The 23,862-nt window shown below is 69.8% G+C and carries 27 protein-coding genes and 1 pseudogene; 19 read left to right on the top strand and 9 right to left on the bottom strand.

Features of this window, described 5'->3' with window-relative positions; translation table 11 throughout:
• Positions 1 to 22: 22 nt before the first annotated feature.
• Together MZV50_RS20890 and MZV50_RS20885 are read left to right on the top strand one after the other, a co-directional pair.
• On the top strand, positions 23 to 352 hold the full coding sequence (locus MZV50_RS20890) for a PadR family transcriptional regulator (protein ID WP_252631208.1): 330 nt from the start codon (positions 23 to 25) through the stop codon (positions 350 to 352).
• A gap of 34 nt (positions 353 to 386) precedes the next feature.
• Positions 387 to 1,355, top strand: coding sequence for an HAAS signaling domain-containing protein (locus MZV50_RS20885; RefSeq protein WP_252631207.1), 969 nt, complete (start codon positions 387 to 389; stop codon positions 1,353 to 1,355).
• Between the two features lie 114 nt (positions 1,356 to 1,469).
• On the opposite strand, the gene MZV50_RS20880 is transcribed toward MZV50_RS20885, so the two are convergent.
• Positions 1,470 to 1,670 carry a hypothetical protein gene (locus MZV50_RS20880; RefSeq protein ID WP_252631206.1) on the bottom strand — a complete coding sequence of 67 codons (201 nt, stop codon included), beginning with the start codon at positions 1,668 to 1,670 and terminating at the stop codon, positions 1,470 to 1,472.
• 116 nt (positions 1,671 to 1,786) lie between these two features.
• Here MZV50_RS20880 and MZV50_RS20875 point away from each other — a divergent pair, with 116 nt between their 5' ends.
• Positions 1,787 to 2,959: a cell wall hydrolase gene (locus MZV50_RS20875; protein ID WP_252631205.1), complete on the top strand. Its 1,173-nt coding sequence runs from the start codon at positions 1,787 to 1,789 to the stop codon at positions 2,957 to 2,959.
• Here the strand turns inward: MZV50_RS20875 and MZV50_RS20870 are convergent.
• Together MZV50_RS20870 and MZV50_RS20865 are read right to left on the bottom strand one after the other, a co-directional pair.
• Positions 2,919 to 3,749, bottom strand: coding sequence for an SDR family oxidoreductase (locus tag MZV50_RS20870; RefSeq protein WP_252631203.1), 831 nt, complete (start codon positions 3,747 to 3,749; stop codon positions 2,919 to 2,921). The genes MZV50_RS20875 and MZV50_RS20870 overlap by 41 nt on opposite strands.
• Before the next feature lie 143 nt (positions 3,750 to 3,892).
• Positions 3,893 to 4,090 carry a YegP family protein gene (locus MZV50_RS20865; protein ID WP_252631202.1) on the bottom strand — a complete coding sequence of 66 codons (198 nt, stop codon included), beginning with the start codon at positions 4,088 to 4,090 and terminating at the stop codon, positions 3,893 to 3,895.
• Between the two features lie 147 nt (positions 4,091 to 4,237).
• Here MZV50_RS20865 and MZV50_RS20860 point away from each other — a divergent pair, with 147 nt between their 5' ends.
• On the top strand, positions 4,238 to 4,792 hold the full coding sequence (locus tag MZV50_RS20860; RefSeq protein WP_252631201.1) for a DUF1003 domain-containing protein: 555 nt from the start codon (positions 4,238 to 4,240) through the stop codon (positions 4,790 to 4,792).
• A 75-nt stretch (positions 4,793 to 4,867) separates the two neighbouring features.
• Here the strand turns inward: MZV50_RS20860 and MZV50_RS20855 are convergent, their stop codons facing one another.
• A complete protein-coding gene (locus MZV50_RS20855; RefSeq protein ID WP_252631199.1) occupies positions 4,868 to 5,218 on the bottom strand; it encodes a DUF3147 family protein in 351 nt (116 codons plus the stop codon).
• 55 nt (positions 5,219 to 5,273) lie between these two features.
• Between MZV50_RS20855 and MZV50_RS20850 the strand changes: the two genes are divergently transcribed.
• Positions 5,274 to 5,639: a VOC family protein gene (locus tag MZV50_RS20850; RefSeq protein WP_252631198.1), complete on the top strand. Its 366-nt coding sequence runs from the start codon at positions 5,274 to 5,276 to the stop codon at positions 5,637 to 5,639.
• Here MZV50_RS20850 and MZV50_RS20845 read toward each other — a convergent pair.
• Positions 5,636 to 6,577, bottom strand: a complete 942-nt coding sequence (locus tag MZV50_RS20845) for a GlxA family transcriptional regulator (protein ID WP_252631197.1) — start codon at positions 6,575 to 6,577, stop codon at positions 5,636 to 5,638. The genes MZV50_RS20850 and MZV50_RS20845 overlap by 4 nt on opposite strands.
• Positions 6,578 to 6,673: 96 nt before the next feature.
• Between MZV50_RS20845 and MZV50_RS20840 the strand changes: the two genes are divergently transcribed.
• Complete coding sequence (locus MZV50_RS20840) at positions 6,674 to 7,354, top strand: DJ-1/PfpI family protein (RefSeq protein WP_252631196.1); 681 nt, start codon at positions 6,674 to 6,676, stop codon at positions 7,352 to 7,354.
• Between the two features lie 112 nt (positions 7,355 to 7,466).
• On the opposite strand, the gene ygiD is transcribed toward MZV50_RS20840, so the two are convergent.
• A complete protein-coding gene (ygiD, locus tag MZV50_RS20835) occupies positions 7,467 to 8,237 on the bottom strand; it encodes a 4,5-DOPA dioxygenase extradiol (protein ID WP_252631195.1) in 771 nt (256 codons plus the stop codon).
• Positions 8,238 to 8,453: 216 nt separating this feature from the next.
• Here ygiD and MZV50_RS20830 point away from each other — a divergent pair, with 216 nt between their 5' ends.
• From MZV50_RS20830 to MZV50_RS20805, 6 genes are all read left to right on the top strand, one after another.
• Positions 8,454 to 9,632 carry an acyltransferase family protein gene (locus MZV50_RS20830; RefSeq protein WP_252631194.1) on the top strand — a complete coding sequence of 393 codons (1,179 nt, stop codon included), beginning with the start codon at positions 8,454 to 8,456 and terminating at the stop codon, positions 9,630 to 9,632.
• Position 9,633: 1 nt separating this feature from the next.
• Positions 9,634 to 10,407: a tyrosine-protein phosphatase gene (locus MZV50_RS20825; RefSeq protein WP_252631193.1), complete on the top strand. Its 774-nt coding sequence runs from the start codon at positions 9,634 to 9,636 to the stop codon at positions 10,405 to 10,407.
• Positions 10,408 to 10,518: 111 nt separating this feature from the next.
• The gene (locus MZV50_RS20820) at positions 10,519 to 10,998 is read left to right on the top strand and encodes a cupin domain-containing protein (RefSeq protein WP_252631191.1); all 480 of its coding nucleotides are present in this window, start codon (positions 10,519 to 10,521) and stop codon (positions 10,996 to 10,998) included.
• Between the two features lie 115 nt (positions 10,999 to 11,113).
• Positions 11,114 to 12,571 carry an MFS transporter gene (locus tag MZV50_RS20815; protein WP_252631189.1) on the top strand — a complete coding sequence of 486 codons (1,458 nt, stop codon included), beginning with the start codon at positions 11,114 to 11,116 and terminating at the stop codon, positions 12,569 to 12,571.
• Positions 12,572 to 12,712: 141 nt separating this feature from the next.
• Positions 12,713 to 14,041, top strand: coding sequence for an aminodeoxychorismate synthase, component I (gene pabB / locus MZV50_RS20810; protein WP_252631188.1), 1,329 nt, complete (start codon positions 12,713 to 12,715; stop codon positions 14,039 to 14,041).
• Positions 14,038 to 14,778, top strand: a complete 741-nt coding sequence (locus tag MZV50_RS20805) for an aminotransferase class IV (protein WP_252631187.1) — start codon at positions 14,038 to 14,040, stop codon at positions 14,776 to 14,778. The genes pabB and MZV50_RS20805 overlap by 4 nt, the downstream gene beginning before the upstream one ends.
• Here MZV50_RS20805 and MZV50_RS20800 read toward each other — a convergent pair.
• From MZV50_RS20800 to MZV50_RS20790, 3 genes are read right to left on the bottom strand one after another with little or no spacing between them, the layout of a single operon-like run.
• A complete protein-coding gene (locus MZV50_RS20800; protein WP_252631185.1) occupies positions 14,775 to 15,347 on the bottom strand; it encodes a TadE/TadG family type IV pilus assembly protein in 573 nt (190 codons plus the stop codon). The two genes, MZV50_RS20805 and MZV50_RS20800, sit on opposite strands and share 4 nt — an antisense overlap.
• The gene (locus MZV50_RS20795) at positions 15,344 to 15,865 is read right to left on the bottom strand and encodes a TadE/TadG family type IV pilus assembly protein (protein ID WP_252631184.1); all 522 of its coding nucleotides are present in this window, start codon (positions 15,863 to 15,865) and stop codon (positions 15,344 to 15,346) included. Before MZV50_RS20795 ends, MZV50_RS20800 begins: the two co-directional genes overlap by 4 nt.
• A gap of 7 nt (positions 15,866 to 15,872) precedes the next feature.
• Complete coding sequence (locus tag MZV50_RS20790; protein ID WP_252631182.1) at positions 15,873 to 16,262, bottom strand: pilus assembly protein N-terminal domain-containing protein; 390 nt, start codon at positions 16,260 to 16,262, stop codon at positions 15,873 to 15,875.
• A gap of 316 nt (positions 16,263 to 16,578) precedes the next feature.
• Here MZV50_RS20790 and MZV50_RS20785 point away from each other — a divergent pair, with 316 nt between their 5' ends.
• From MZV50_RS20785 to MZV50_RS20755, 7 genes and pseudogenes are all read left to right on the top strand, one after another.
• Positions 16,579 to 16,755 carry a Flp family type IVb pilin gene (locus tag MZV50_RS20785; protein WP_252631181.1) on the top strand — a complete coding sequence of 59 codons (177 nt, stop codon included), beginning with the start codon at positions 16,579 to 16,581 and terminating at the stop codon, positions 16,753 to 16,755.
• Positions 16,756 to 16,909: 154 nt separating this feature from the next.
• Complete coding sequence (locus MZV50_RS20780; RefSeq protein ID WP_252631180.1) at positions 16,910 to 17,422, top strand: A24 family peptidase; 513 nt, start codon at positions 16,910 to 16,912, stop codon at positions 17,420 to 17,422.
• Between the two features lie 192 nt (positions 17,423 to 17,614).
• A pseudogene (cpaB, locus tag MZV50_RS20775) lies at positions 17,615 to 18,489 on the top strand (Flp pilus assembly protein CpaB).
• Between the two features lie 17 nt (positions 18,490 to 18,506).
• A complete protein-coding gene (locus MZV50_RS20770) occupies positions 18,507 to 20,231 on the top strand; it encodes a type II and III secretion system protein family protein (protein ID WP_252631179.1) in 1,725 nt (574 codons plus the stop codon).
• Between the two features lie 8 nt (positions 20,232 to 20,239).
• On the top strand, positions 20,240 to 20,920 hold the full coding sequence (locus tag MZV50_RS20765; protein WP_252631177.1) for a CpaD family pilus assembly lipoprotein: 681 nt from the start codon (positions 20,240 to 20,242) through the stop codon (positions 20,918 to 20,920).
• The gene (locus MZV50_RS20760) at positions 20,921 to 22,354 is read left to right on the top strand and encodes an AAA family ATPase (RefSeq protein ID WP_252631176.1); all 1,434 of its coding nucleotides are present in this window, start codon (positions 20,921 to 20,923) and stop codon (positions 22,352 to 22,354) included.
• On the top strand, positions 22,355 to 23,860 hold the full coding sequence (locus tag MZV50_RS20755) for a CpaF family protein (RefSeq protein WP_252631175.1): 1,506 nt from the start codon (positions 22,355 to 22,357) through the stop codon (positions 23,858 to 23,860).
• Positions 23,861 to 23,862 lie beyond the last annotated feature (2 nt).

The raw sequence follows: 23,862 nt of genomic DNA, 5'->3' as shown, positions 1-23,862 counted from the left end.
CACACTATGCGTCACACACCCCATGCCGACCGACACGGACATCTTTGAATCGCTCCGCCAGGAGCTGCGGCGCGGGACGCTGATCCTGGCCGTCCTCGCCCAGCTGCGGGAGGAGCGCTACGGCTACAGCCTGCGCCAGGCCCTCGCGGCGGTCGGGGTCGAGATCGACGAAGGCGCGCTGTATCCCATGCTGCGACGGCTGGAGGCCCAGGGGCTGCTGGCCAGCGAGTGGCGCGAGGAAGACAAGCGCAAGAAGCGTTTCTACCAGCTGTCGGAGGAGGGCAGGGCCGTGCTGGCCCGCCTCGCCGACGAATGGCGCGCGATCAACGCCGCCCTCGAGCCGCTGCTTTGACCGGCCCGGCCTCTCCCGTCCAAGGAACCCAGCCATGAGCGATCTGGTCGATCGTTATCTGGCGGCCGTGGCCGCCCTTTTGCCCAAGGCCCAGCGCCAAGACATCGTCGCCGAACTGCGCGACATGGTCATGAACCGGATCGAGGAGGCCGAAGCGCGCCTGGGCCGTCCGCTCGACAGGCGCGAGACCGAGGACCTGCTGCGCGAGATCGGCCACCCTATCGCCGTGGCTGGCCGCTACGGGCCGCACCGCGCGCTGATCGGGCCGGAGCTCTATCCGTTCTGGCTGGTCGCGGTGAAGGTGATGCTGGTCATCGCCGCCTTCGCCGCCGTGGTCCCAGCCGGGGTGCTGCTGGCCACCGGTCACACCGACGCCCACGCGTTCAACGGGATCTTCGGCGACTTCGTCCCGACGGCGCTCAGCCTGATCGGCGCGGCCACCCTGGTCGGGGCGGCGATCGAGCGCGGCTGGATCAAGGTCGGCGGCCTGGCCAACTGGAAGGCCAGCGAGCTGCCGCGCGTTCCGGAAGGCAAGGCGTGGTTCGCCAAGAGCCGCTTCGACGGCCTGTTCGAGCTGGCGGCCATCGCCCTGTTCATCGCCTGGTGGACCGGCGGCCTGCCGTTTCCGATGGAGAAGCTGGTGCGCGCGCCCGACGGTGTCGGCGTCGCCCTGAGCCCGGTGCTCGTCGCACTGCATGGGCCGATTCTGGCCCTGGCGGTCCTGCAGGGGGTCTCGGCTCTGGTCCTGGTCGTCCGGCCGGGCTGGGTGCGAGCCCGCGCCAGCCTGGAGCTGTGCTGCGCGGCGGGCGGTCTGCTGGTCAGCGCCGTCCTGTGGCATGCCCAGCCGATCGTGACCTTTGTGACCGGCGCGGCCGCGACCGAGGGTTTCGCCGATCTGCAGCGGGTCACGGACCTGACCTTCCAGGTGATTCTGGTGGTCGCCATCGCCATCAACGTGACCAAGCTTTTCGTCGACGGCTGGCGGCTGATCCGGGGTCGCTAGGGCCATGTTCCCGCCGGTCCGTCCACGGCTTGCCCTTAGGTCATGATTAAGCATGTTCGTTAAGGTTCATGTCGTCGTCGAGTAACGATGCGGCGGCGCCGAAGTCACCCAGGTTCAGGCCGAGCAAAGCCAGGGCAAGGGTTTTTGATCCACAAAAAAACGTCGCTCGCTCTTGTCGAGCTTTTCGCGAGGATTCAAGGCGTTAAGGATTTGAACCCGAAACTTGACCGAGAATGGGCCATGCTGCGCTGCGGCAAGTGCTTGCGCGCCGGTCATCGATACGTCATAAGCCGGCAATAGCAGGATCCTGGCCACGTCGTGATACGGCCAATCCTCCGCTTCGAAGGGCTCCCCGCCAGTGCTTTTACCGGGGATTTCGAGGCGGTTTTTGTCGGGGGGCCGGAGCGCCCTCGCCGCGCAGGACACGAGTTTTGTATATCAAGTCGCAGACGCGCGCGGATGCGCGCGGGCTGGTCGGCGCCGTATTGGTCGGATCCATCACGGGTCTGGCCCTGGGCGGCGTTTACCTCATGGGTGGCCTTGCCCAGTCGGCCTCCACCCACGCCCGCGTCGCCCGATTGGCGGAAGGCGCTTCGGGGAACTTCTCCGACGCGGCCATGCTGAGCGCTTCTACGCGTATGGACCCCGGCGCCCTCGCCGTGGCCAAGCGTCACGATCCCTATCTGTTCGCCGCTCTCGATCAGCGCGACCGCCAGTCGGCCATGCTGACCGCCCGCCTGGAAGGCGCCGGCGCCTCGAACACCCTGCGTCCCGGCCAGAGCGGCCGCACCGGCCCGCTGATGCTGCGCGCCAGCTTCGGCTCCTCATTCAACGTCGGCGGCGCGTCTTTGTTGCAGACCGGCCCGTTCCAGCTGGGTAACGCCCTGGAGAGCTCGCGCGAGCTCGAGTGCCTGGCGGACGCCGTCTATTACGAAGCCCGCGGCGAAACCCCCAGCGGCCAGGCGGCCGTGGCCCAGGTGGTCATGAACCGCGTGCGCCACCCGGCCTTCCCGAAGTCGATCTGCGGCGTGGTGTTCCAAGGCGCCTACCATCGCACGGGCTGCCAGTTCAGCTTCGCCTGCGACGGCTCGATGCGCCGCGCCCGCGACGTCGGCGCCTGGAACCGGGCCCGCAAGGTCGCCTCGCGCACCCTGGCTGGCGCGATGTCCAACGAGGTCGGCTCGGCCACGCACTTCCACACGATCAACGTCTCGCCCGGCTGGGGCCCGCGCCTGCTGCGCGTCGCCCAGGTCGGCATGCACATCTTCTATCGCTTCGGCCGTCATGGCGCGGTTGCGCCGACGCGCCTGCCGACCGTCGACGACATCGCCCCGTCCGAGATCGCCAGCCTGACCGCCGACGGCAAGCCGCCGGTCGTCTACGCCGCCAGCGCCATCGGCCGCCTGGAACCCGCTTCTGCCGGCGCCGGCATGGGCGGTCCGATCGGTCCGGTCAGCGAGCCGGCCTCGGCCCCGATCGCCACCGCGCCCAAGGCTTCGGTCTCCGCCCTGACCCCGGTCAAGGCGCTGGTCCCGTCGGCCGACAAGCCGGCGCTGGAAGGCCTCAAGACGACAGTAGGGGCTGGGAGCGGAGCCGCTTCCTGACGCTGCCCGCCATGTGGCTGGTGGCGAAGCGCATCTGCTTGGCCCGCTTGCCCACGAAGTAGTGCAGCGCCTTGCCGTGGGCGGCGTCCCAGACCACCTGGGCGGCGTCCTCGACCGGATAGACCTCGAGGCCTCCGGCGCGCAGGGCGTCGGCCATCTGCTCGTTGGAGCCCGAGGCCCCCGCGTTCAGGATCGGCGTCGCGACGAACCACGGCATGACGCAGGCGACGCTGACTCCATGCTGGGCGTATTCGACGTCCAGCGCCTCGGACAGGCCGCGCACCGCGAACTTGGTCGCCGAATAGACCGCCAGCTTGGGTGAGCCATAGAGGCCCGCGCACGAGGCGACGTTGATCAGCCGCCCACCGGCGGCCTTCAACAGCGGCAGGCCGGCGCGGGCGCCGTTGATCACGCCCTTGATGTTGACGTCGACCTGGATGTCGCAGTCGGCGTCGGACAGATCCTCCAGCACCCCGAAGCGGGCGACGCCGGCGTTGTTCAGGATGACGTCGGCCTTGCCGCCCGTCTCGCGCCCGAAGTCGCCCAGGGCGTTGGCCCAGCCCTCACGGTCACGGACGTCCAGGACGTGGACCGAGCCGTTGTCCGGGCCGATCGCCTGGAGGGCGGCGGTCAGGCCGGTCCGATCGATGTCGGACAGGCCGATGAACCAGCCGGCGGCGGCGAACCGCTTGGCGCAGGCCAGGCCGATGCCGCTGGCGGCGCCGGTGATGAAGATGGATTTCCGGCCGTTGGCGGCCATGGCGTTCCCCTCCCGTATCATTGTTATCAATGATCAGAAGGCCGAATGGGGGGAGGGGTCAAGGCTGCTTTGCGTAGATCCTCCCCCGCGATGCGGGGGAGGTGGCCCAGAGGGACGGAGGGGGCGGCTCGGCCGGGGCCGCCCAGCCCCCTCAGTCGCTCCGCGACAGAATCCTACGGCCCTTCGGTGAGCTCGACCGTATCGTCCTCGGTCACCGCGCCTGGGCCGTTCTTCTTGATCGACTCGATGGCGCTCTTGGCCGAGGCCTTCGAGGCGTAGCCTTCGGTCCAGAAGATGCTCTCGCCGTTGTAGGTGAAGTAGGCGACGAACTCGCCGGCCTTGTTCTTCTTGATCAGAAACTTGTGGGCCATCGGCTTGCTCCTTTTGAAGGTTGCGAAGTATCGGCCCCCCGATGGTCGAGCGTCGCCTTCCCGACGCCACCCTGTCAATCTCGACCTTGTCATGCCGCGCCGACGTCGACACATGATCGGGGAAAGTCTCCCGTCGCCGAGTCCCCGATGAGCCATGAACGCCTCAATCACCTGTCGCTGGAGCTGCTGAACAGCCCGTACGACGACCTGACCGACGTGCAGAAGCGGGTCATCGACCTGATCCTGACCGAGACGCCGTCGGATGAGCCGGAAGAGGACGACGAATCCACCTTCTGGACGCGGCTGGCCGACCGGGTGGCGGCGGTCGGCGGCTCATGGGGCTTCATCGGCGGCTTCGCCCTGGCCCTGGTGCTGTGGATGGGGCTGAACCTGGCGCTGACCCCGTTCAAGCACGCCTTCGACCCCTATCCCTTCATCTTCCTGAACCTGCTGCTCTCGACCCTGGCGGCCATCCAGGCGCCGGTGATCATGATGAGCCAGAACCGCCAGGCGGCGAAGGACCGCATGACCGCCGAGCACGACTACGCCGTCAACCTGCGGGCCGAGCTGGAGATCATGCGGGTGATCGACAAGCTGGACGCCCTGCGCAGCGACGAACTGATGGTCCTGTGCCGCGAGCACGCCGAGCGCCTCTCGGCGCTGCAGGACGAGGTGGCGCGGCTGCGGGCGGAGCGGGGCTGATGAGGCAATCTGCAGTCCGCTTTGAGCGGTGAGCGGGCATGAAGCCCCATCCGCATCGATGAATGTCGATCCGCCCTAAAGCTTCAGCCCCAGCTTCGGCCCGGCCCAGACCATCGCCGCGTAGAGCGCCATGGTCAGGACGCAGCCGGCGACCAGCGCCGCCCAGAACGGCGCGCCGCGCTTCAAGAGGGCCGGGATCAGCAGGAACATCGGCAGCGAGGGCAGCACGAACCAGAACGTGCCGGTGGCGTGGTCGGCCATCCGCACCGGGTCGTGGGTGTCGCGCCACAGCCAGATCATGCCCAGCACCGAGACCAGCGGCAGCGACGCGACCAGCCCGCCCAGGCCCGGATAGCGCTTGGAAATCTCGGCGACGGCGGCGACGATGACCCCCGAGACGGCGGCCTTGATGGCGAGATAGAGCATGCCGCCAGCCTGGACCGATCCGGCGCCAGGTCCAAGCACAGAGCGGGAGGCGTCCATGACCATCCTGGCGATCGAGCACGTGCAACTGGCCATGCCGGCGGGCGGTGAGGATGCGGCGCGGGCCTTCTATCGCGACCTGCTGGGCATAGCCGAGACGCCGAAGCCTCCGCACCTCGCCGCGCGCGGCGGGTGCTGGTTCGAGGAAGGGTCGGTGAAGATCCACCTGGGCGTCGAGGCCGACTTCCGGCCGGCCCGCAAGGCGCATCCGGCCCTGGTGGTCGACGACGTCCTGGCCCTGGCGGCGCGTCTGAAGGCGGCCGGCGTGCGGGTGGTCGAGGACGAGCCGCTAGTGGGCTGGGACCGAGTCTATGCCGACGACCCGTTCGGCAACCGCATCGAGCTGATGACGCCGCGCGCCTAGCCGGCTCGGGTCGCGCGTCGCAGCGACTGGGGCGGCTGGCCGAAGGCGCGGATGAAGGCGCGACGCATGCGCTCGCTATCGCCGAAGCCGACCTCCAGGGCCACGTCCTCGACCTGCAGCGGGCCGCTGTCCAGCAGGGCGCGGGCGGCTTCGACCCGCAGGCGCTCGACGGCCTTGGCCGGGGTGACGCCGGTCTCCTGGGCGAACAGTCGGGCGAAGTTGCGCGGGCTCATGGCGGCGCGGTCGGCCAGTTGCTCGACCGACAGGGACTCGGCCAGGTTCTGGCGAGCCCAGGACAGCAGGGCGTCGAAGCGGCCGGGGCGCAGGTCGATCAGGGCCGAGTGCTGGCTCTGGCCGCCGGGGCGGTGGTGATAGACCACCAGTTGCTGGGCCGTGCGGCGGGCGATGGTCTCGCCCTCGTCGGCGCCGATCAGGGCCAGGGCCAGGTCGATGCCGGCGGTGATGCCCGCCGAGCTCCAGATGGCGCCGTCTTGGATGAAGATGCGGTCGGGCTCCAGTTTCACGCTCGGATAGCGGCGCTGGAAGTCTTGGGTGCGGCTCCAATGGGTGGTGGCGCGCTTGCCGTCCAGCAGGCCCGCCTCGGCCAGGACATAGGCGCCCGAGCAGACCGAGGCCACGCGGCGGGCCAGCCGCCCGGCCTCGCGGACATAGGCCAGGGTCTCGGCGCAGGTGGCCGGGACCTTGACCCCGTCGCCGCCGGAGATCACCAGGGTGTCCAGCCGGGGCGCGTCGGCCAGGGCGGTGGTGTGGATGGTCACGCCCGACGAGCTGGGCGTCGGCTCGCCGCGCAGCGACAGGAAGTGCAGCGAATAGGCTCCCGGCGAGAACCGCCCGGCGATCTCGAAGGCGGCGATGGGCCCGGTGGCGTCCAGCAGCTGGAAACCGGGATAGACGAGGAAGCCGATCGCGCGCGCCATGCGAGGAAGCCTTGGCTGAAAGCGTGGGAACTATGTCATTTCAGACAGACGCTAATCGAACCATGTTCTCTCCGTCAATGTGACGGAGACCATCGCATGAGCCAGACGTTGCAAATCGTGATCGCGCTGTTTCCGGGCGTGACGCACCTGGACTTCACCGGTCCGCACCAGGTCCTGTGCCGGCTGCCCGGGGCCAAGGTCACGGTCGCCAGCCTGGACGGCGCGGACGTCGAGGCCGACGGCCTGGTGTTCACGCGCCTGGCCAGGCTGCAGGACGTCGAGGCCTGCGACCTGTTGCTGATCCCCGGCGGCTTCGGCGTCACCGAGGCGATGAACGATCGCGACTTCATCGCGGAGGTTCGCCGGCTGGCCGACGAGGCCCGCTATGTGACCTCGGTCTGCACCGGCTCGCTGGTGCTGGGGGCGGCGGGGCTGTTGAAGGGGCGGCGGGCGGCCTGCCACTGGGCATGGCGCGACCAGCTGGTGCTGTTCGGAGCGATCCCCGATCCGGCGCGGGTGGCGCGCGACGGCCGCTACATCACCGGCGGCGGCGTGACCGCCGGCATCGACTTCGCCCTGACCGTGGTGGCCGAGCTGGCCGGCGACGACATGGCCCAGAGCATCCAGCTGGCGGTCGAGTACGCGCCCGATCCGCCGTTCAACGCGGGCCGGCCGGAGACGGCGCCCGCCCAGGTGCTGGAACGGGTGTCGAAGATCTATGGGAAGGACATGGCGACGCGATTGGCGGCGGCGGAGAAGGCGGCGGAGCGGGTTTAGTCTCCCTCTCCCTCGGGAGAGGGTAGGGTGAGGGGAACGAGACGGCAGCCGGCGGAACCCCTCACCCTCCCACGCCTGCGGCGCGGGCCCCGCCCTCTCCCAGGGGAGAGGGTTACCCTATGCGGACCCCCGTCATCGAGATCGCCGCCCAGACGTCGTCGTTGAAGAAGCTCACTGGCTCGCCCTTGTCCTGGGCGCCCAGAACGTAGAGCAGCGGCAGGTAGTGCTCGGCGCTGTTGATAGAGGCTTCGGCGTCGGGGCCCAGGCTTCGCCAGTCGATCAGTGGGTCGTGGTCGCCGGCCAGGATCAGCGTCTTGGCCGTCTCGTTGAAGCGGTCGGCCCAGGCCGGGGCGGCGGGCTGGCGCCAGTCGATGGCGCGCAGGTTGTGGACGATGTCGCCGCTGCCCACGATCAGCACGCCCTCGTCGCGTAGCGGAGCCAGGCGCTGGCCGGCTTCGTAGTGCCAGCGATCCGGACGGCCGCGATCCAGGCTGAGCTGGACGACCGGCACGTCGGCGTGCGGATACATCGGCTTCAGCACGCCCCAGGCGCCGTGGTCCAGGCCGCGCGTCGGATGCTGCACCACGACGTCCGGCGACAGCATGTCGACGACCCGCGCCGCCAGGGCCGGATCGCCCGGCGCCGGGTACTGGACGTCGAACAGCGCCTGCGGGAAGCCGCCGAAGTCGTGGATGGTCTCGGGCGCGGCCGAGGCGCTGACCGCCGAAACGCCGCGCGTCTCCCAGTGGGCGCTGATCATCAGCACCGCCTTGGGGCGCGGCAGCTCGACGCCCAGGCGCGCCCAGTCGCGGTTCCAGGCGTTGTCCTCGATGGCGTTCATCGGCGAGCCGTGGCCGATGAACAGGACGGGCATGCGGGACATGATGGATCCCCTTTTAGAAACAGGTCTGGTTACAGATGGTGGCCGTAAGGCCATACCGCAAGATCATGGTCCGGAGCGTGATAGCCGAAAGTGTGAGCGGTTTCGGCGGCGATCACGCTCCAACTATTTGAATGGAGCCTGTTTATCCGGTTTCGGATGTTCATCCGAAACCGGACAGGCTCCAGACCCGGCTTTCGTGGGCGCGGCGCCTTTGCTATGGCCAGCCCCGTGACCGTCCCGCTTTCCCAGATTCCACCGGACGAGACTCCTGTCTCGGCCGAGCCCTCGGAGCCGGAAGCCCACTTCCGACCCGGCAAGGACGCCGTGCGGGGCGGGGCCCTGGACTTCCTGCGTTTCCTCGCGTCGCTGCTGATCGTGGTCTACCACTATGGCGCCGAGAGCCCGATGCGCATCGAGCGCTTCGGCCAGGTGTTCTCGCGCGGATTCCTGGCCACCGACTTCTTCCTGATGCTGTCCGGCTACGTGCTGGGTCGGGCCTATGGCGACTCGGTGCTGAGCGGGCGGCTGAGCACGCCACGCTTCTGGGCCCGCCGGGCCGCGCGGGTGTGGCCCGGCCATCTGATGGTGCTGGGCTTGCTGGCGCTTCTGGTGCTGGTGCTCAACACCGTCGGCACCGACGCCCACAAGCCCAGCCGCTTCGCGTGGGACCAGCTGCCGGCCCAGGCCCTGCTGATCCACGCCTGGGGCTTTCCCAGCGACGGCTGGAACCTGCCCAGCTGGTCGCTGTCGGCCCTGATCGTCTGCTACGCCCTGTTTCCGCTGTTCTGGCGCACGGTCAGCAAGGTGCGCCACGCCTGGCTTTTGCCCCTGGGCGCGGCCGCGATCCTGGGCGTGTTCGAGGTCATCGCGCGCAAGGTCTTCCACCACGCGCTGCCCGACCTGCAGTTCCAGTACGGCGTCGTGCGGGCCCTGCCGCTGTTCATCCTGGGCGTCTGCCTGGCGCGGGCCGTCGACATGCGCTGGCCCTCGGAGACGATGGCCAAGGTCATGCTGTGGGGCGGCGTCGCCCTGCTGGTGATCACCCAGCCGCTGGACCGCTATGCCCTGCCGGATCCCTGGCTGTTCGACGCGCCGTCGCTGCTGGCCATCGCCCTGATCGTGCTGGGCGCCGGCCGTCTGCCGGTCAAGCGGCCCCGCAAGTGGATCGAGGAGGGCGCCAAGCTGTCCTTCGCCCTGTTCATCACCCACATCTTCGTCGGCGTGATCTACTGGAGCGCGGTGCACGAGCTGATCGACACCGTGCCGATCGGCATCGGCTGGCAATGGCTGATGTGGCTGGCGGGCTTCCCGGTCGCCTACGGCGCGGCGTGGCTGTTCCACACCTATATCGACCAGCCGATTCAGGATCGTCTGCAGCCGCTGCTGAGGAAATGACATGACCCGCCGCATCCCCCTCCAGGGCGTCGAGAACTTCCGCGACTTCGGCGACTACGCCGCCGGAGTGGGGCGTCTGAAGCGGGGCGTGCTGTTCCGCGCCGCCCACCAGGCCGAGGCCACCGACGCCGACCTGGAGACCCTGGCGTCCCTGAGCATCGCCACCCTGGTCGACCTGCGCCGCCCCAACGAGCGCCAGCACTCGCCCTCGCGCCGGTGGACGGGCTTCGCCGCCCGGGTGATCGACAACGACCTGGGCGTGACCGGGCCGGATCCCTGGCTGGAGTTCATGAAGAGCACGGACCTGACCGAGACCTCGGTCCACGGCTACATGGACGAGTACTATCGCCGCCTGCCGTTCAAGGAGCGGCACATCGACCTGTTCCGCCGCTACTTCCAGGCCCTGGCCGAGGGGCGGGGGCCGGTGCTGATCCACTGCGCGGCCGGCAAGGACCGCACGGGCGTGCTGGCGGCCCTGACCCACCACATCGCCGGTGTCGCGGACGACGACGTCATCGACGACTACCTACTGACCAACGATCCGACCCGCTTCGAGCGGCGCGGCGTCGGCTTCATGGACTATGTCGAGGCCGCGACCGGTCGGCGTCCGACCGAGGGCGCGATCCGCGCGGCCATGGGCGTCGAGGCCCGCTACCTGGCCGCCGCCTTCGCGGTGATCAAGGCCGAGCACGGCTCGCTGGACGCCTATCTGGAGCAGGTGCTGGGCGTGGACGCCGACGCGCGCGAAAAGGTGCGGGCGCACATCCTGCTGTAGGCGCCTTCGGGCTTGAGGCTTTCGGAATGGCGCTGATTATGGCGTTGATGAGTTCGCCGCCTAGGGAGAGCTGCTGTGAACACGATGGCTAGAGCCTTCAGGATCTGCGCGATGTCGCTGCTGCTCGCCGTCTCGTCGGGCGTGGCCACGGCGTCCGCCCAGGCGAGCGGCGCGGAGGCGCCCCAGCCGTCCGGCTTCGCCAGCTCGGCGGATGTCCAGGCCCAGCTCCGAGAGATGCTCGCCGCGATGAAGCCCGATCAGGGCTTCATGTGGCGGCCCCTGGTCCGCGACGGCGCGAACGTGGCGGCGATCGAGATCTGGAAGAAGCCGGGCCGTCCGGCCGTTCACCCCGCCCAGGCCGAATACGCGATCGTGCTGGAGGGGACCGGCACGCTGGTTTCCGGCGGGGCCCTGGCCGATACGCAGGTCAAGAACGCTAATCTGACCGAGGGCAGCCGGATCGAGGGCGGCGCCACGCGGCCTCTTGGCCCGGGCGATGTCATCCTTGTTCCGGCGGGCGTCCCTCACTGGTTCGGGATCACCGGCGAACGGCTGGTCCTGCTGGGGATCAAGCTGCCCGCCGGGAAATGACCCGGCGCCGGGCGCGCGGTTGATCTCGATCAAATCCGTAAGGTGACAAACGTTCGTTTAAGGTCCAGCCTTCCCTTACGGCCCCGACAGAGGGCCAGTCAGCTTAGGGTGTGGCATGAGCGAGTTGGCGGGTACGCCCCCGGGCGTAACTGAGGCGGGCCTTAGCGAAGTCGTGGCCGAAGACAGGCTCATCCCGGCTCCGCCCAGACGGCTCTCCCGCAGCGCGCTGAGTTGGATCCTGCACCAGGGCACGCGCGACCCCTATGTGATCCTGATCACCATCTATGTCTTCTCGCCCTATTTCTCGCGGGTGCTGGTCGGCGACCCGGTCAAGGGCCAGGCGACCGTCGCCGACATCTCCACCATCTTCGGCCTGATCACCGCCTGCACGGCGCCGCTGCTGGGCGCCTCGATCGAGCGCTTCGGGCCGCGCAAGCCGCTGATGGCCCTGATCATCGCCATCATGGTCCCGCTGCTGTTCGCCCTGTGGCTGGCCAAGCCCGGCGGTCCGTCGGTGGAGCTGGTCGGTTGGGCCCTGATCGTGCTGGGCGTGGCCTACAACTGGGGCGACGTGACCAACAACTCGCTGCTGGCCCGGGCGTCCGAGCCGGGGCAGGAGCCGGTGCTGTCGGGCCTGGGCTACGCGGTCGCCAACGGCCTGTCGGTCAGCCTGCTGATCTTCGTGATGTGGGCCTTCGTGCTGCCGGGGGCCGTGCCGTGGTCGTTCGTGCCGTCGGCGCCGCTGTTCGGCCTCAGCCAGACCGCGCACGAGCCCAGCCGCATCGTCGGGCCGCTGGCGGGCGCGGTCATGCTGCTGGGCGCGATCCCGTTCTTCCTGTGGACCCGGGACGCGCCGCGCACTGGCGTCTCGGTCCTGGCCTCGCTGAAGGAAGGGGTGAAGCTGATCGTCGACACCTTCGGCAACCTCAAGGGCCACGCCGAGGTCGCCAAGTTCCTGGGCGCGCGCATGCTGTACTGCGACGGCATGACGGCCCTGCTGATCTTCGGCGGCCTGTTCGCCGCCGGGCTGATGAAGTGGGGCGAGCTGGAGATGCTGGCCTACGGGATCTCGCTGTCGATCTTCGGCGTGATCGGCGGGCTGATCGCCCCTTGGCTGGATCGCAAGCTGGGACCGCGCCGCGCCGTCCAGGTCGAGATCGCCGGCTGCATCCTGATGCTGATGGGCACCCTGGGCATGGGCCGCGAGAAGATCCTGTTCTTCTGGACCTGGGACGCGGCGACTCACCCGGCCGTCTGGAACGGCCCGCTGTTCCGCACCCTGCCGGAGCTGATCTATCTGAGCATGGGTCTGCTGATCGCCGTCTTCGTCACCGCCCAGTACGCCTCGAGCCGCACCCTGCTGGTGCGCCTGGCGCCGCAGGACCGCATGGCCGCGTTCTTCGGCCTGTTCTCGCTGTCGGGCACGGCGACCATGTGGCTGGGCTCGCTGCTGGTGGCCCTGGCGACCAAGATGTTCCACAGCCAGGTCGCCGGCTTCATCCCGATCGCCGGCCTGCTGGCCCTGGGGCTGGTCGGGCTGTTCACCGTCAAGGGCGGCGGACGGGAGGCTTGAATCCAATCCTCCCCCTAGCGGGGGAGGTGGTCGCGAAGCGACCGGAGGGGGAAGTCTGAGAGGGCATGTCTCTTCCCTCTCCGTCGTCTCTTCGAGCCGACACCTCTCCCTCTGGGGAGAGGATTTTGATACTTCGACGTCATGCGCCGCGTCGCTCTCCTCACCGCCCCCTGGCGCGAACCGGTCTGGGCGCTGGCTCCGTTCCGGGACGAGCCCTACGCCTGCGCCCTGGTCACGGGCGGGCAGGCGCGGTGGTCCTATCTGCTGCGCGCGCCGGACCAGACCTTCGACAGCTTGCCCGCCGACGCCGCCGATCCGTTCGCGAGGCTCGCAACGCTGATCGGCCCTCGCCTTGCCGGCGATCCAGACGGCCCGCCGTTCCAGGGCGGCGTCGTGGGCCTGGCCGCCTATGAGCTGGGCGACCGGGTCGAGCCGCTGGGCCTGGCCCGCACCGACTGGCCCGACCTGGCCTGCGCCCGCTATCCGGCCTTGCTGGCCTTCGACCACCACGGCCGCCAGGTCGTCGCGGTCGGACGCGGCGAGACCGACGCCGAGGCGCAGGCCCGCGCCCGCGACGCCCTGGCCTGGCTGGACATCCGCGCCGACGACCGCCCCGAGCCCGCCGGCCCGCTGTGCGCCGACCTCGCCGTCACCGACGCCGACGCCTATGAGGCCGCCGTCGCCGAGGTGGTCGAGCGGATCGTCGGCGGCGAGCTCTTCCAGGCCAACATCGCCCGCGCCTGGACCGGACGCCTGGCGTCCGGTGCCGACCCGTTCGACCTGTTCGTGCGGCTGCGGGCCGCCAGCCTGGCGCCGTTCTCGGCTTATCTGCGCCTGCCCGGGCGGGCGCTGGTCTCCAACTCGCCCGAGCGGTTCCTGAAGCTGGACGCCGCCGGCGCTATCGAGACCCGGCCGATCAAAGGCACTCGCCCGCGTGGCCAGGGTCCCGCCGAGGACCTGGCCCTGGCCGCCGAGTTGATGACCAGCGACAAGGACCGGGCCGAGAACCTGATGATCGTCGACCTGATGCGCAACGACCTGGCGCGGGTCAGCCCGCCGGGCAGCGTCAAGGCGTCCGAGCTGTTCAAGGTCGAGACCTTCGCCAACGTCCACCATCTGGTCTCGACGGTGACCGGCCAGCTGGCCGGCGGCAAAGGCGTGGCCGACCTGCTGCGGGCCAGCTTCCCGCCGGGCTCGATCACCGGCGCGCCCAAGGTCCAGGCGATGAAGGTGATCGCCGGGCTGGAGCCGCCGCGCGGGCCCTATTGCGGCAGTCTGTTCTGGGCAGGGTTCGACGGGGCGCTGGACAGCAGCGTGCTGATCCGCACCGTCGGCCTGGTCGAGGACGCGGGCGGCTGGCGCGTGGAGGCGCGGGCCGGGGCGGGGATCGTCGCCGACAGCGACCCTCGCGCCGAGCGCCTGGAGACCGAGGCCAAGATCGCGGCGCTGAAGAAGGCCCTGACCGAATGATCCCGGATACCGGCGCTCCTCTTGACGACAGGGGCCTGCTGCTGGGCGACGGCCTGTTCGAGACCCTGCTGGCGCTGGACGGCGAGACGCCGCGCCTGCCCGCCCACCTGGACCGAATGGCCGCCGGTTGCGAGGCGTTGGGCCTGCCGTTCGACCGTGCCGAGGCCGAGCGGCGCGTCCGTGCGGCGACGCCGTCCGCCGGCCGGTTCGCCGTGCGCCTGACCCTGACCGCAGGGTCTGGCGGTCGGGGCCTGGAGCGGCCAGCCGCGCCGGTCCCGCGCCTGTTCGCAACGGCCGCGCCGTCGGCCCCGGTGACGACGCCGGCCAGCCTGGTCGTGGCGACCACGCGCCGCAACGAAGGCTCGCCCGCTGCGCGGCTGAAGACGCTTTCCTATCTCGACAATGTCCTGGCCCGCGCGGAGGCCCGCGACGCCGGCGCCGACGAGGCGGTGATGCTGAACAATCGCGGCGAGATCGCCTGCGCCGGCGCGGCCAACCTGTTCTGGATCGTGGGCGAACGACTCTTCACCCCGCGCCTGGACTGCGGCGTGCTGGCCGGCGTCACCCGCGCGCGGATCCTGGCGGCGTGGTCGGTGGAGGAGGTCGCGGTGGGGATTGAAGCGCTGGAAGGCGCCGACGCGATCTTCCTGACCAACAGCCTGATCGACGCCCGCTCGGTCTCGCGCCTGGGTGAGCGGGTGTTTCAGCCGCATCCCCTGATCGGGGCGCTTCTCTAACTCGCCGCGTTCCAGATCACCGCGTCGCTCCGGCGCGGGCGCAGATAGAAGGTGCGGTTGAAGGTCACGCCGCCCGGGAACACCAGCTTGATCGTCGGCGTGTAGGTGTAGCTGGCGCGGGCCAGGATCACCGTCTGGCTGGCGGCCAGGACGCCGGCGGGCACGTCGGTCAGGACCGCGTCCTGGGCCGGGCAGTTGGCCATGTCGGACACCGAGGCCCGCGACCAGGCGACCGTGTTCTTGCCCTTGGCGTCCGACGTCACGCTGGCCAGGCACATCTGCAGCGCGGTGGTCGTGAACGGCGCCATGATGGTGTCGCCGATCTTGAAGATGTCGGCCGTCTTGGCGGGACCGGTCTGGGCGTTCTGGGCCACCAGGTCGCCGATCGCCGAGGCGATGTTGGACAGCCGCCGCTGGGCCATCATCGCCAGGGACAGCTCGGCCATGCCGCAGTACATCAGGATCAGCAGCGGCGCGATCAGGGCGAACTCCACGGCCGAAACGCCCCGATGGTCGCGCCAGAAGCCCCGAAAGCCGACGCGGACGCCGCGATGGGCGCGACGGCTCATTGGTAGGGCTCGTTGGTGAAGGCCGTCGCGGCGTAGATGACCCGCTTGCCGCTGACGTCCTGCAGGCCCGTCCGCAGCAGCGGCGTGACCAGCGGCCAGGTGTAGTAGGCGCGGATCAGCACGGTCGAGCCCGCCCCGCCCGGGGTCCAGGACATGGTCGTCGGCGCGGTCGCCGTCGCGCCGGTCGTGTAGTCGGGGAAGGTGCGGACGTCGATGGACAGGGCGCCGTCGCAGTCGCCGCCCAGCCAGCCGATCTTGTTGCAGACGGCGGCCTTGAAGCTGGCGGCGGTGCCGCCGGTGGTCTGGACCTGGCCGGTGCGGATGGTGCGGCCCACGTCGACGATCGCGTTCTCCAGCGTCAGCGACACCAGGAAGACCAGGCCCAGCTCGATGATCGCGAAGATCAGCACCATGAAGGGGATGGAGACCAGGGCGAACTCGACGGCCGTGGCCCCGTGCTCGGCCCGCGCGAAGCGGGCGGCCAGGCGTCGGGCGCGGTCGGCGAGGCTGCGGACCATCGGCGGCCTACGGCGTCCCGGCGGTCGGCGTCAGGCGCGTGCACTGGCTGGCGCAGGCGTAGTTGCTGGCGCTGGCGCCGCGATAGACGGTGACCGAGCCGGCCCCGTTCTCCGAGACGACGACCTGGCGGTCGGCCAGGGCGCGGCCGCCCGCCCCGAAGGCCAGCAGGCTGGTCACGCCCGGGCGCTTGCCCAGGACCACCAGGGTGCGGTCGTTGACGACGCTGACGTCGGCGATGCTGGGATCGCCGATCACGACGTCGCGCACCGCGCCGCCCAGATTGACGTACGAGGCCTGACCCGCGGCGACCGGCAGGTCGGCCGGGCGGCCCTGGGCGCCGGCGGCGGTCCCCGAGAGGGCCGCGAGGGCGGCGATGGCGAGTGAAAGGCGACGCATGAGGGTCTTGGAATCCCGGATCCGAATGTCCGCGAGCATCCCTTTCTTTGGTCAACAAAAGGATAAGGCGAAATCACATGCGACCAAGCGTCGTCTCGCGAAATGCTTGACTTGAAAGGACTGCTCGCGCCTTTTTGCTTGTATGGTTAAGGGTTGATAATAATGAATTTGAGTAAATCAAAATAAATAGCGAATAAACCATTTCCAATTTACTGCGCATTAAATGCGTTCCGTGAAGGTGATCATGTTTTCGGGGGTGAACAAGTCGACCGGCTTGGAGCCTCAAATCAACAAGCTCTGGTTTGGAGACCAAGTCATGACCAAGTTCGTCTCGCGCTTCCTGAAGGATGAATCGGGCGCCACCGCCATCGAATACGGCCTGATCGCCGCTCTGATCGCCGTCGTGATCATCTCGGGCGTCACCGTTCTTGGCACCAACCTGAACGCCAAGTTCAAGGACGTCTCCGACAAGGTCGCCACGCCGAGCAGCTAAGCCGCGTCGCACGCTCGAAAAGAAGAGGGTCGAGGCTCCAAGCCTCGGCCCTTTTTCTTTGGGCGCGGCCGTCCTGCTCGCCGGGAAACGGTTGCTTCATCCGTCCGGCCCAGAATGGCCCGATCCCCCCAGAGGCCGAACAAGGCTCATCCGCATGCAAGCCATCCAGATCCCGCTGCTGCTGATCTTCCCGGCCTTGGCCGTGATCGGCGGCCTGAAGGACCTGACCAGCTACACGATCCCCAACTGGATCTCGCTGGCCCTGATCGCAGCCTTCGTTCCGGTCGCCCTGGTCTGCGGCGCGCCGCTGGCGCAGATCGGTCTGTGCCTGGCCGTCGGCCTCGCCACGCTGGTGCTGAGCATGGGGATGTTCGCGGCCGGCTGGATCGGCGGCGGCGACGGCAAGCTGCTGGCCGTGTGCGCCCTGTGGATGGGCTGGCCGGGCGCCTTGCTGTTCCTGCTGTTCACGGCCCTGGCCGGCGGCGGCCTGACCCTGGCCATCCTGACCCTGCGTTCGGGCTATCTGGCTCCCGCTGTGGCCGGCGCGCCGGCCTGGGTGCGCAGGCTGGGCGCCAGCGGCGGCGACCTGCCGTACGGGGTGGCCATCGCCGTCGGCGCCCTGGCGGCCTTCCCGCATGGGGCCCTGGCGCTGGCCGCGCTGGGTTGAGTTTCCGGCGCGCGCCAACCCCTTTCCGCGACACCCTGTCGCGCGTTGGCGACCCGCGACGCGGCGAACATTTTAGTGGGCGTTAACCATGTGCAAGCGAACATGGCGATGGCCAGAAAGGCTGAATGACGAATCGCGCACGCATGCCGGAAGGCGGTCGCGCGGCTCACCCGAGAGTTTCAACCCGCGTCCATGAATCCCGTTCGTCTCATCATGGTCCTGGTCGCCGCCGTATCGGCCATCGGTCTCGCCCTGGTCCTGCAGCGCGCCATGGGCGGGAAGTCCGTCGCGCCGGTCGCGCGCGCCGCGCCCGTCGCGGAGTCCAGTAAACCCATGACCCGGGTGCTGGTCGCCAAGCGCGACCTGCCGATCGGCACGCGCCTGGTGGCTGACGACGTCACCTGGCAGGCCTGGCCGTCCGAGGCGGTCAACGCCGCCTTCATCACCAACGGCGCGGCGCCGGAGGGCAAGGTCGAGGCCGCCAAGGCCACCCTGGCCGCCACCGCCGACCAGATGGCCGGCGTCGATCCGGCCAAGGTCGTCGACGGCGCGATCGTCCGTGACCCCATCCTGACCGGCGAGCCGATCACCGCCCGCAAGATCGTGCGCGGCGGCGAGGGCGGCTACCTCTCGGTCGTGCTCAATCCCGGCAAGCGGGCCATGTCCGTGCCCGTCACCTCCGACACCGCCGTGGGCGGCTTCATCCTGCCGGGCGATCGCGTCGACGTCGTCTCGACCCGCGACGCCCCGGTCGTCGCCGACGGCGTCGCCGCGGGCAAGGTGGTCATCGCCGAGACGGTGCTGCGCAACATCCGCGTCCTGGCCCTGGACCAGAACGCCGTCGCCGAGAAGGACGCCAAGGCGATCGTCGCGGCCACCGCCACCCTCGAGGTGGGTCCGGTCGAGGCCGAGACCCTGGCCCGCGCCAAGGCCTATGGCCCCGTCACCCTGGCCCTGCGCGCCTATACCGACCTGGGCGAGCCTTCGGCGCCGCGGCCGCCGTCGCCGACTCCACCGTCCGCGTCAATCGCGGCGGCGCGACCACCAGCGTGGCGGTGCGCCCGTGAGCCTGGTGAACGCGTCCATGTCCGCCAAGCGAGGTTTCGCCACGGCCGCCGTGCTGGCCCTGGCCCTGGCCTGGGCCGCGCCGGCCCTGGCCGATGGTCCGGTCTCCGGGTCGCACGTCTATCGCCCCGCCGCCCGCGTCGCGCGTCCGGCGCCCGCGCGGGTCGCCACGACCGCGCCCGCCGACCAGGTCACGCGCGTCACCCTGACCGCCGACCAGAACGCGGCGTCCATCGAGCTGGCCAAGGGCAAGTCGGCGATCATCGAGCTGCCCACCGACGTCCGCGACCTCCTGGTCACCAACCCGGTCGTGGCCGACGCGGTGCTGCGCGACAAGCGCCGCATCTATGTGGTGGGCTTGGCAGAGGGCGTGACCGACGCGGCCTTCTTCGACGCCGCCGGCCGCCGCATCGTGTCGCTGAACATCCGGGTCACCCAGCCCGTCGACCAGCTGGCCGAAACCCTGAACCAGGTCCTGCCGGACGCCAAGCTGAGCGTGCGGCCGATCCGCGACAGCGTGGTGCTGACCGGCGCCGTTCGCTCGGCCGCCGAATCCGAGATGGCCTCGCGCATCGCCGCCCGTTTCGTCGGCGGCGAGGACAAGGTGCTGAACATGATCAGCATCGGCGGCAAGGACCAGGTGACGCTGCAGGTCCGCATCGTCGAGGTGCAGCGCAACGTGATCAAGCAGCTGGGCATCTCGACCAGCAACCTGCTGAACGACGGCGCCAAGTCCTACAGCCTGTCGCGCGTCAACACCTACGGCGTCAACAACACGCTGCTGGGCGGCGGCGGCGCCTGCTACGGCCGCGACACCATCCGCGCGACGAACCACACCAGCAACGCCAGCGCCTCGAACCAGACCGGTTCGACCGCGTCGAACGGCGCCAGCGTCAGCAATGTCGTCTCGGGGACCACCGTCGACGCCAACGGCGTGACGACGACCAATTCCAACAACGCCAGCACGTCCAGCGGAGTGTCCAGCGCGCTGAGCACCGTGCTGTCGTCCGCCGCCTCCACCGCCTGGCAGACCGTCACCGGCAACGACCTGAACGCCTGCCTGCAGGCCTTCGAGCGCGTGGGCCTGGTCCGCACCCTGGCCGAGCCGAACCTGACGGCCGTGTCGGGCGAGGCCGGCCACTTCCTGGTCGGCGGCGAGTTCCCCGTCCCGACCGGCAGCGACTCCACCGGCAAGGTGACGATCGAGTTCAAGCCGTACGGCGTGGGCCTGGGCTACACCCCGTTGGTGATGTCGGGCGGCCGCATCTCGCTGAAGATCTCCACCGAGGTCTCCGAGCTTTCCAGCCTGGGCGCCTTCACCCTGGCCGCCGGCGGCAGCGGCAACGCCACCACGACCCTGACCGTGCCGGGCCTGTCGGTGCGCCGCGCCGAGACCACGGTCGAGATGCCGTCCGGCGGCTCGTTCATGATCGCGGGCCTGTTGCACCAGACCACCAAGCAGACCGTCGACTCGCTGCCGGGCATGACCAGCCTGCCGATCCTGGGCTCGCTGTTCCGCTCGCGCGACTATCTGGACGGCCAGACCGAGCTGGTCATCATCGTCACGCCGTACATCGTCGACCCGACCAAGCCGCGGAACCTGCAGACGCCGGCCGACGGCCTGGACATCGCTAGCGACATGAGCACGGTCCTGCTGGGGCGGCTCAACAAGGTGGTCAAGGCGCCGGCCGGGGCCAACGCCGGGCGGGCCTATCAGGGCCCCGTCGGCTACGTGATCGAGTAGGACGCCCTATGACGCTCGCCACCCCCGTCAAGATCGTCCTCCTGGCCTCGGCTTTCGCGGCCCTGGCCGCCTGCGCCGCGACGCCGTCGGATCTGGGGCCTTCGAAGACCGCCGCCACCGACACTCAGCAGTGGATGGACCGGATCAAGGTCACGGCCGCGCCCGACGAGATCGTGCTGGCGACCCATGCCGTGGGCCTGTCGGTCAACCAGTCGGCCGCCCTGGACGGCCTGATGGGGCGCTGGCTGGAGGCGCAGGCCCGCGAGCTGGTCGTCACCGCGCCCAACGCCGCCGGCGCCATGGCCGTCCAGATCCGCGAGCGCCTGATCGCCCTGGGCGCGCCGGCCGCGCGCGTGCGCGTCGTCGGCTTCGATCCGGCCGGCCCCGACGACGCCGTCATCCGCGTCGGCTTCGTCGGCCACGCGGTCGAGCCGATCAAGTGCGGCCAGCGCTGGGGCAACCTGGCGGCCACCCGCAACAACGAGGCCTACGACAACTTCGGCTGCGCCGTCGCCGCCAACCTGGCGGCGCAGGTCGCCAATCCCGAGGACCTGGTCCGGCCGCGCGACATGACGCCGCCCGACGCGGGCCGCCGCGACACCGTGTTCGGCAAGTACCGCAAGGGCGAGATCACCAGCTCGGCCAAGGACGAGCAGGCCAACGGCGCCTTGTCGAAGGCGATCAAGTAGATGCGGCCCACCGACAACGATCCCTTCGACCTGGGCTTCGACGCCGCCGACCAGTTCACGACCGGCGCGTCGGATCCCTGGCGCTCGGCCGCGCCGTCGCTGAAGCCGGCCGTGGAGGGCTTCGAGGACCCGTTCGCCCAGTTCCCGCCGGCCCCTCCGCGCGAAGGCGCGCCGCGTCCCATGGCCGAGACGCCGGCCGCGTCGGTCTATCACGAACCCATCGCCGACGACGGCCTGGGCGACGCGGTCATTCCGCGCATCACCATCCACGCCTTCTGCGCGCGGCCCCAGACGGCGGCGCTGGTCGAGCACGCGGCCGCCGATCGCCGCATGGCGCGCGCCACGACCATCGTCCGCGACGGCGGGCTGGAGGCGGCCGTCGATTTCTACCAGAACCAGCCGACCCCCTCCCTGGTCCTGGTCGAGACCACCGACACCGCCCAGCGCCTGCTGCACCTGCTGGACAGCCTGGCCCAGGTCTGTGACTCGGGCACCAAGGTGGTCGTGGTCGGCCAGGCCAACGACATCGCCCTCTATCGCGAGCTGATGCGCCGAGGGGTCAGCGAGTACCTGACCCAGCCGCTGTCGCCGCTGCAGGTGATCCGCGCCATCGGTGGCCTGTACGCCGACCCGTCCGCGCCGTTCGTCGGCCGCCAGATCGCCTTCGTCGGCGCCAAGGGCGGGGTGGGGGCCTCGACCCTGGCCCACAACTTCGCCTGGGCGATGGCGGAGACGCTGGAGACGGCCACCGTGCTGGTCGACCTGGACCTGGCCTTCGGCACCGCCGGCCTCGACTTCAACCAGGACCCGCTGCAGGGCGTGCTGGACGCCCTGAACCAGCCCGAGCGGCTGGATCCGGTGCTGATGGATCGCATGATGGTCCGCTGCGGCGATCGCCTGTCGCTATTCGCGGCGCCGGCGACGCTGGAAGACGACTACGCCTTCGACGCCGACACCTACGAGGAAGTCACCCAGAAGATCCGCGGCGCCGCGCCCTTCGTGGTGCTGGACATCCCGCACGCCTGGAACGCCGCCACCCGCCGGGTGCTGGTCGGGTCGGACGACCTGGTGGTGGTGGCCACGCCGGACCTGGCCAGCTTGCGCAACGCCAAGAACATCATCGACCTGGTGCGCGGCGCGCGGCCCAACGACGCGCCGCCGCGCCTCGTCTTGAACCAGGTCGGCGTGCCCGGCCGTCCCGAGATCCCGGTCAAGGACTTCGGCGAGGCCCTGGGCGTCCACCCCTCGCTGGTGCTGCCGTTCGATCCCAAGCCCTACGGCCAGGCGGCCAACAACGGCCAGATGCTGGCCGAGGTGGCGGCCAGGTCGAAGGCCGCCGAAGGGGTCGAGCATCTGGCGCGCCTGATCAGCCGCCGCGAGCCGCCGCCGGTCCACAAGACCTCGATGTTCTCGGGCCTGTTCAAGAAACGATAGATGTTCGGCAAGCGCGCCTCGACAGCCCCCGCCGAACAGAAGGCTTCGCCCCTGGCGCCCGCCGGCGAGGCGGCCGTCGCCGCGCGCCCGCCGCGCGCCGAGCCGCCGCCCGCACCCGAGCCCAAGGCCCCGCCGCCCAAGGTCAATGGTCCCGTCCCCAAGCCGACGGCGAGCCTGGACCCGCCGCGCGCCGCCCAGGTCCAGCCGCAGACGGCGGCCATCGTCCGCGAGCAGAGCGACTTCTACCACGCCACCAAGACCACGATCTTCAACGCCCTGCTGAACACCATCGACCTGAGCCAGCTGGCCCAGCTCGACACCAAGGCGGCGGCCGAGGAGATCCGCGACATCGTCGCCGAGCTGGTGGCGATCAAGAACGTCTCGATGTCGGTCATCGAGCAGGAGCACCTGGTCCAGGACATCATCAACGACGTCCTCGGCTATGGCCCGCTGGAGCCGCTTCTAGCCCGTGACGACATCGCCGACATCATGGTCAACGGCGCGCACCGGGTGTTCATCGAGGTGGGCGGCAAGGTCCAGCTGACCAACATCCGCTTCCGCGACAACCACCAGCTGATGAACATCTGCCAGCGGATCGTCAGCCAGGTCGGCCGCCGTGTCGACGAAAGCTCGCCGATCTGCGACGCCCGCCTGCCGGACGGCAGCCGCGTCAACGTCATCGCCCCGCCCCTGGCCCTGGACGGTCCGACCCTGACCATCCGCAAGTTCCGGCGCGACAAGCTGACCATGAAGCACCTGGTGGAGTTCGCCTCCATCAGCCCTGAAGGGGCGCGGGTCCTGGGGGTCATCGGCGCCTGCCGCTGCAACGTCGTCATCTCGGGCGGCACCGGCTCGGGCAAGACCACCCTGCTCAATACCATGACCGCCTTCATCGACCCCACCGAGCGGGTCGTGACCTGCGAGGACGCGGCCGAACTGCAGCTGCAGCAGCCGCACGTGGTGCGCCTGGAGACCCGGCCGGCGAACCTGGAGGGCCAGGGCGCGGTGACCATGCGCGACCTGGTCAAGAACTGCCTGCGGATGCGTCCCGAGCGCATCATCGTCGGCGAAGTGCGCGGTCCCGAGGCGTTCGACCTGCTGCAGGCCATGAACACCGGCCACGACGGCTCGATGGGCACGCTGCACGCCAACAGCCCGCGCGAGGCGATCAGCCGCGTCGAGAGCATGATCACCATGGGCGGCTACGGCCTGCCCTCCAAGACCATCAAGGAGATGATCGTCGGCTCGGTCGACGTGATCATCCAGGCCGCCCGCCTGCGCGACGGCACGCGGCGCATCACCCACATCACCGAGGTGCTCGGCCTAGAAGGCGACGTGATCGTCACCCAGGACCTCTTCGTCTACGAGATCACCGGCGAGGACGAGCACGGCAGGGTTCTGGGCCGGCACCGCTCGACCGGCATCGTCCGCCCGCGCTTCTGGGATCGCGCCCGCTACTACGGCCTGGAGCGCGAGCTGGCCGAAGCCCTCGACGCGGCGGAGTAGGC

This window comes from Caulobacter segnis (genome assembly GCF_023935105.1).
Taxonomy (GTDB): domain Bacteria; phylum Pseudomonadota; class Alphaproteobacteria; order Caulobacterales; family Caulobacteraceae; genus Caulobacter; species Caulobacter segnis_B.
The sequence above is the reverse complement of the archived record's forward strand: the minus strand, read 5'-3'. Positions and strand labels throughout refer to the sequence as shown.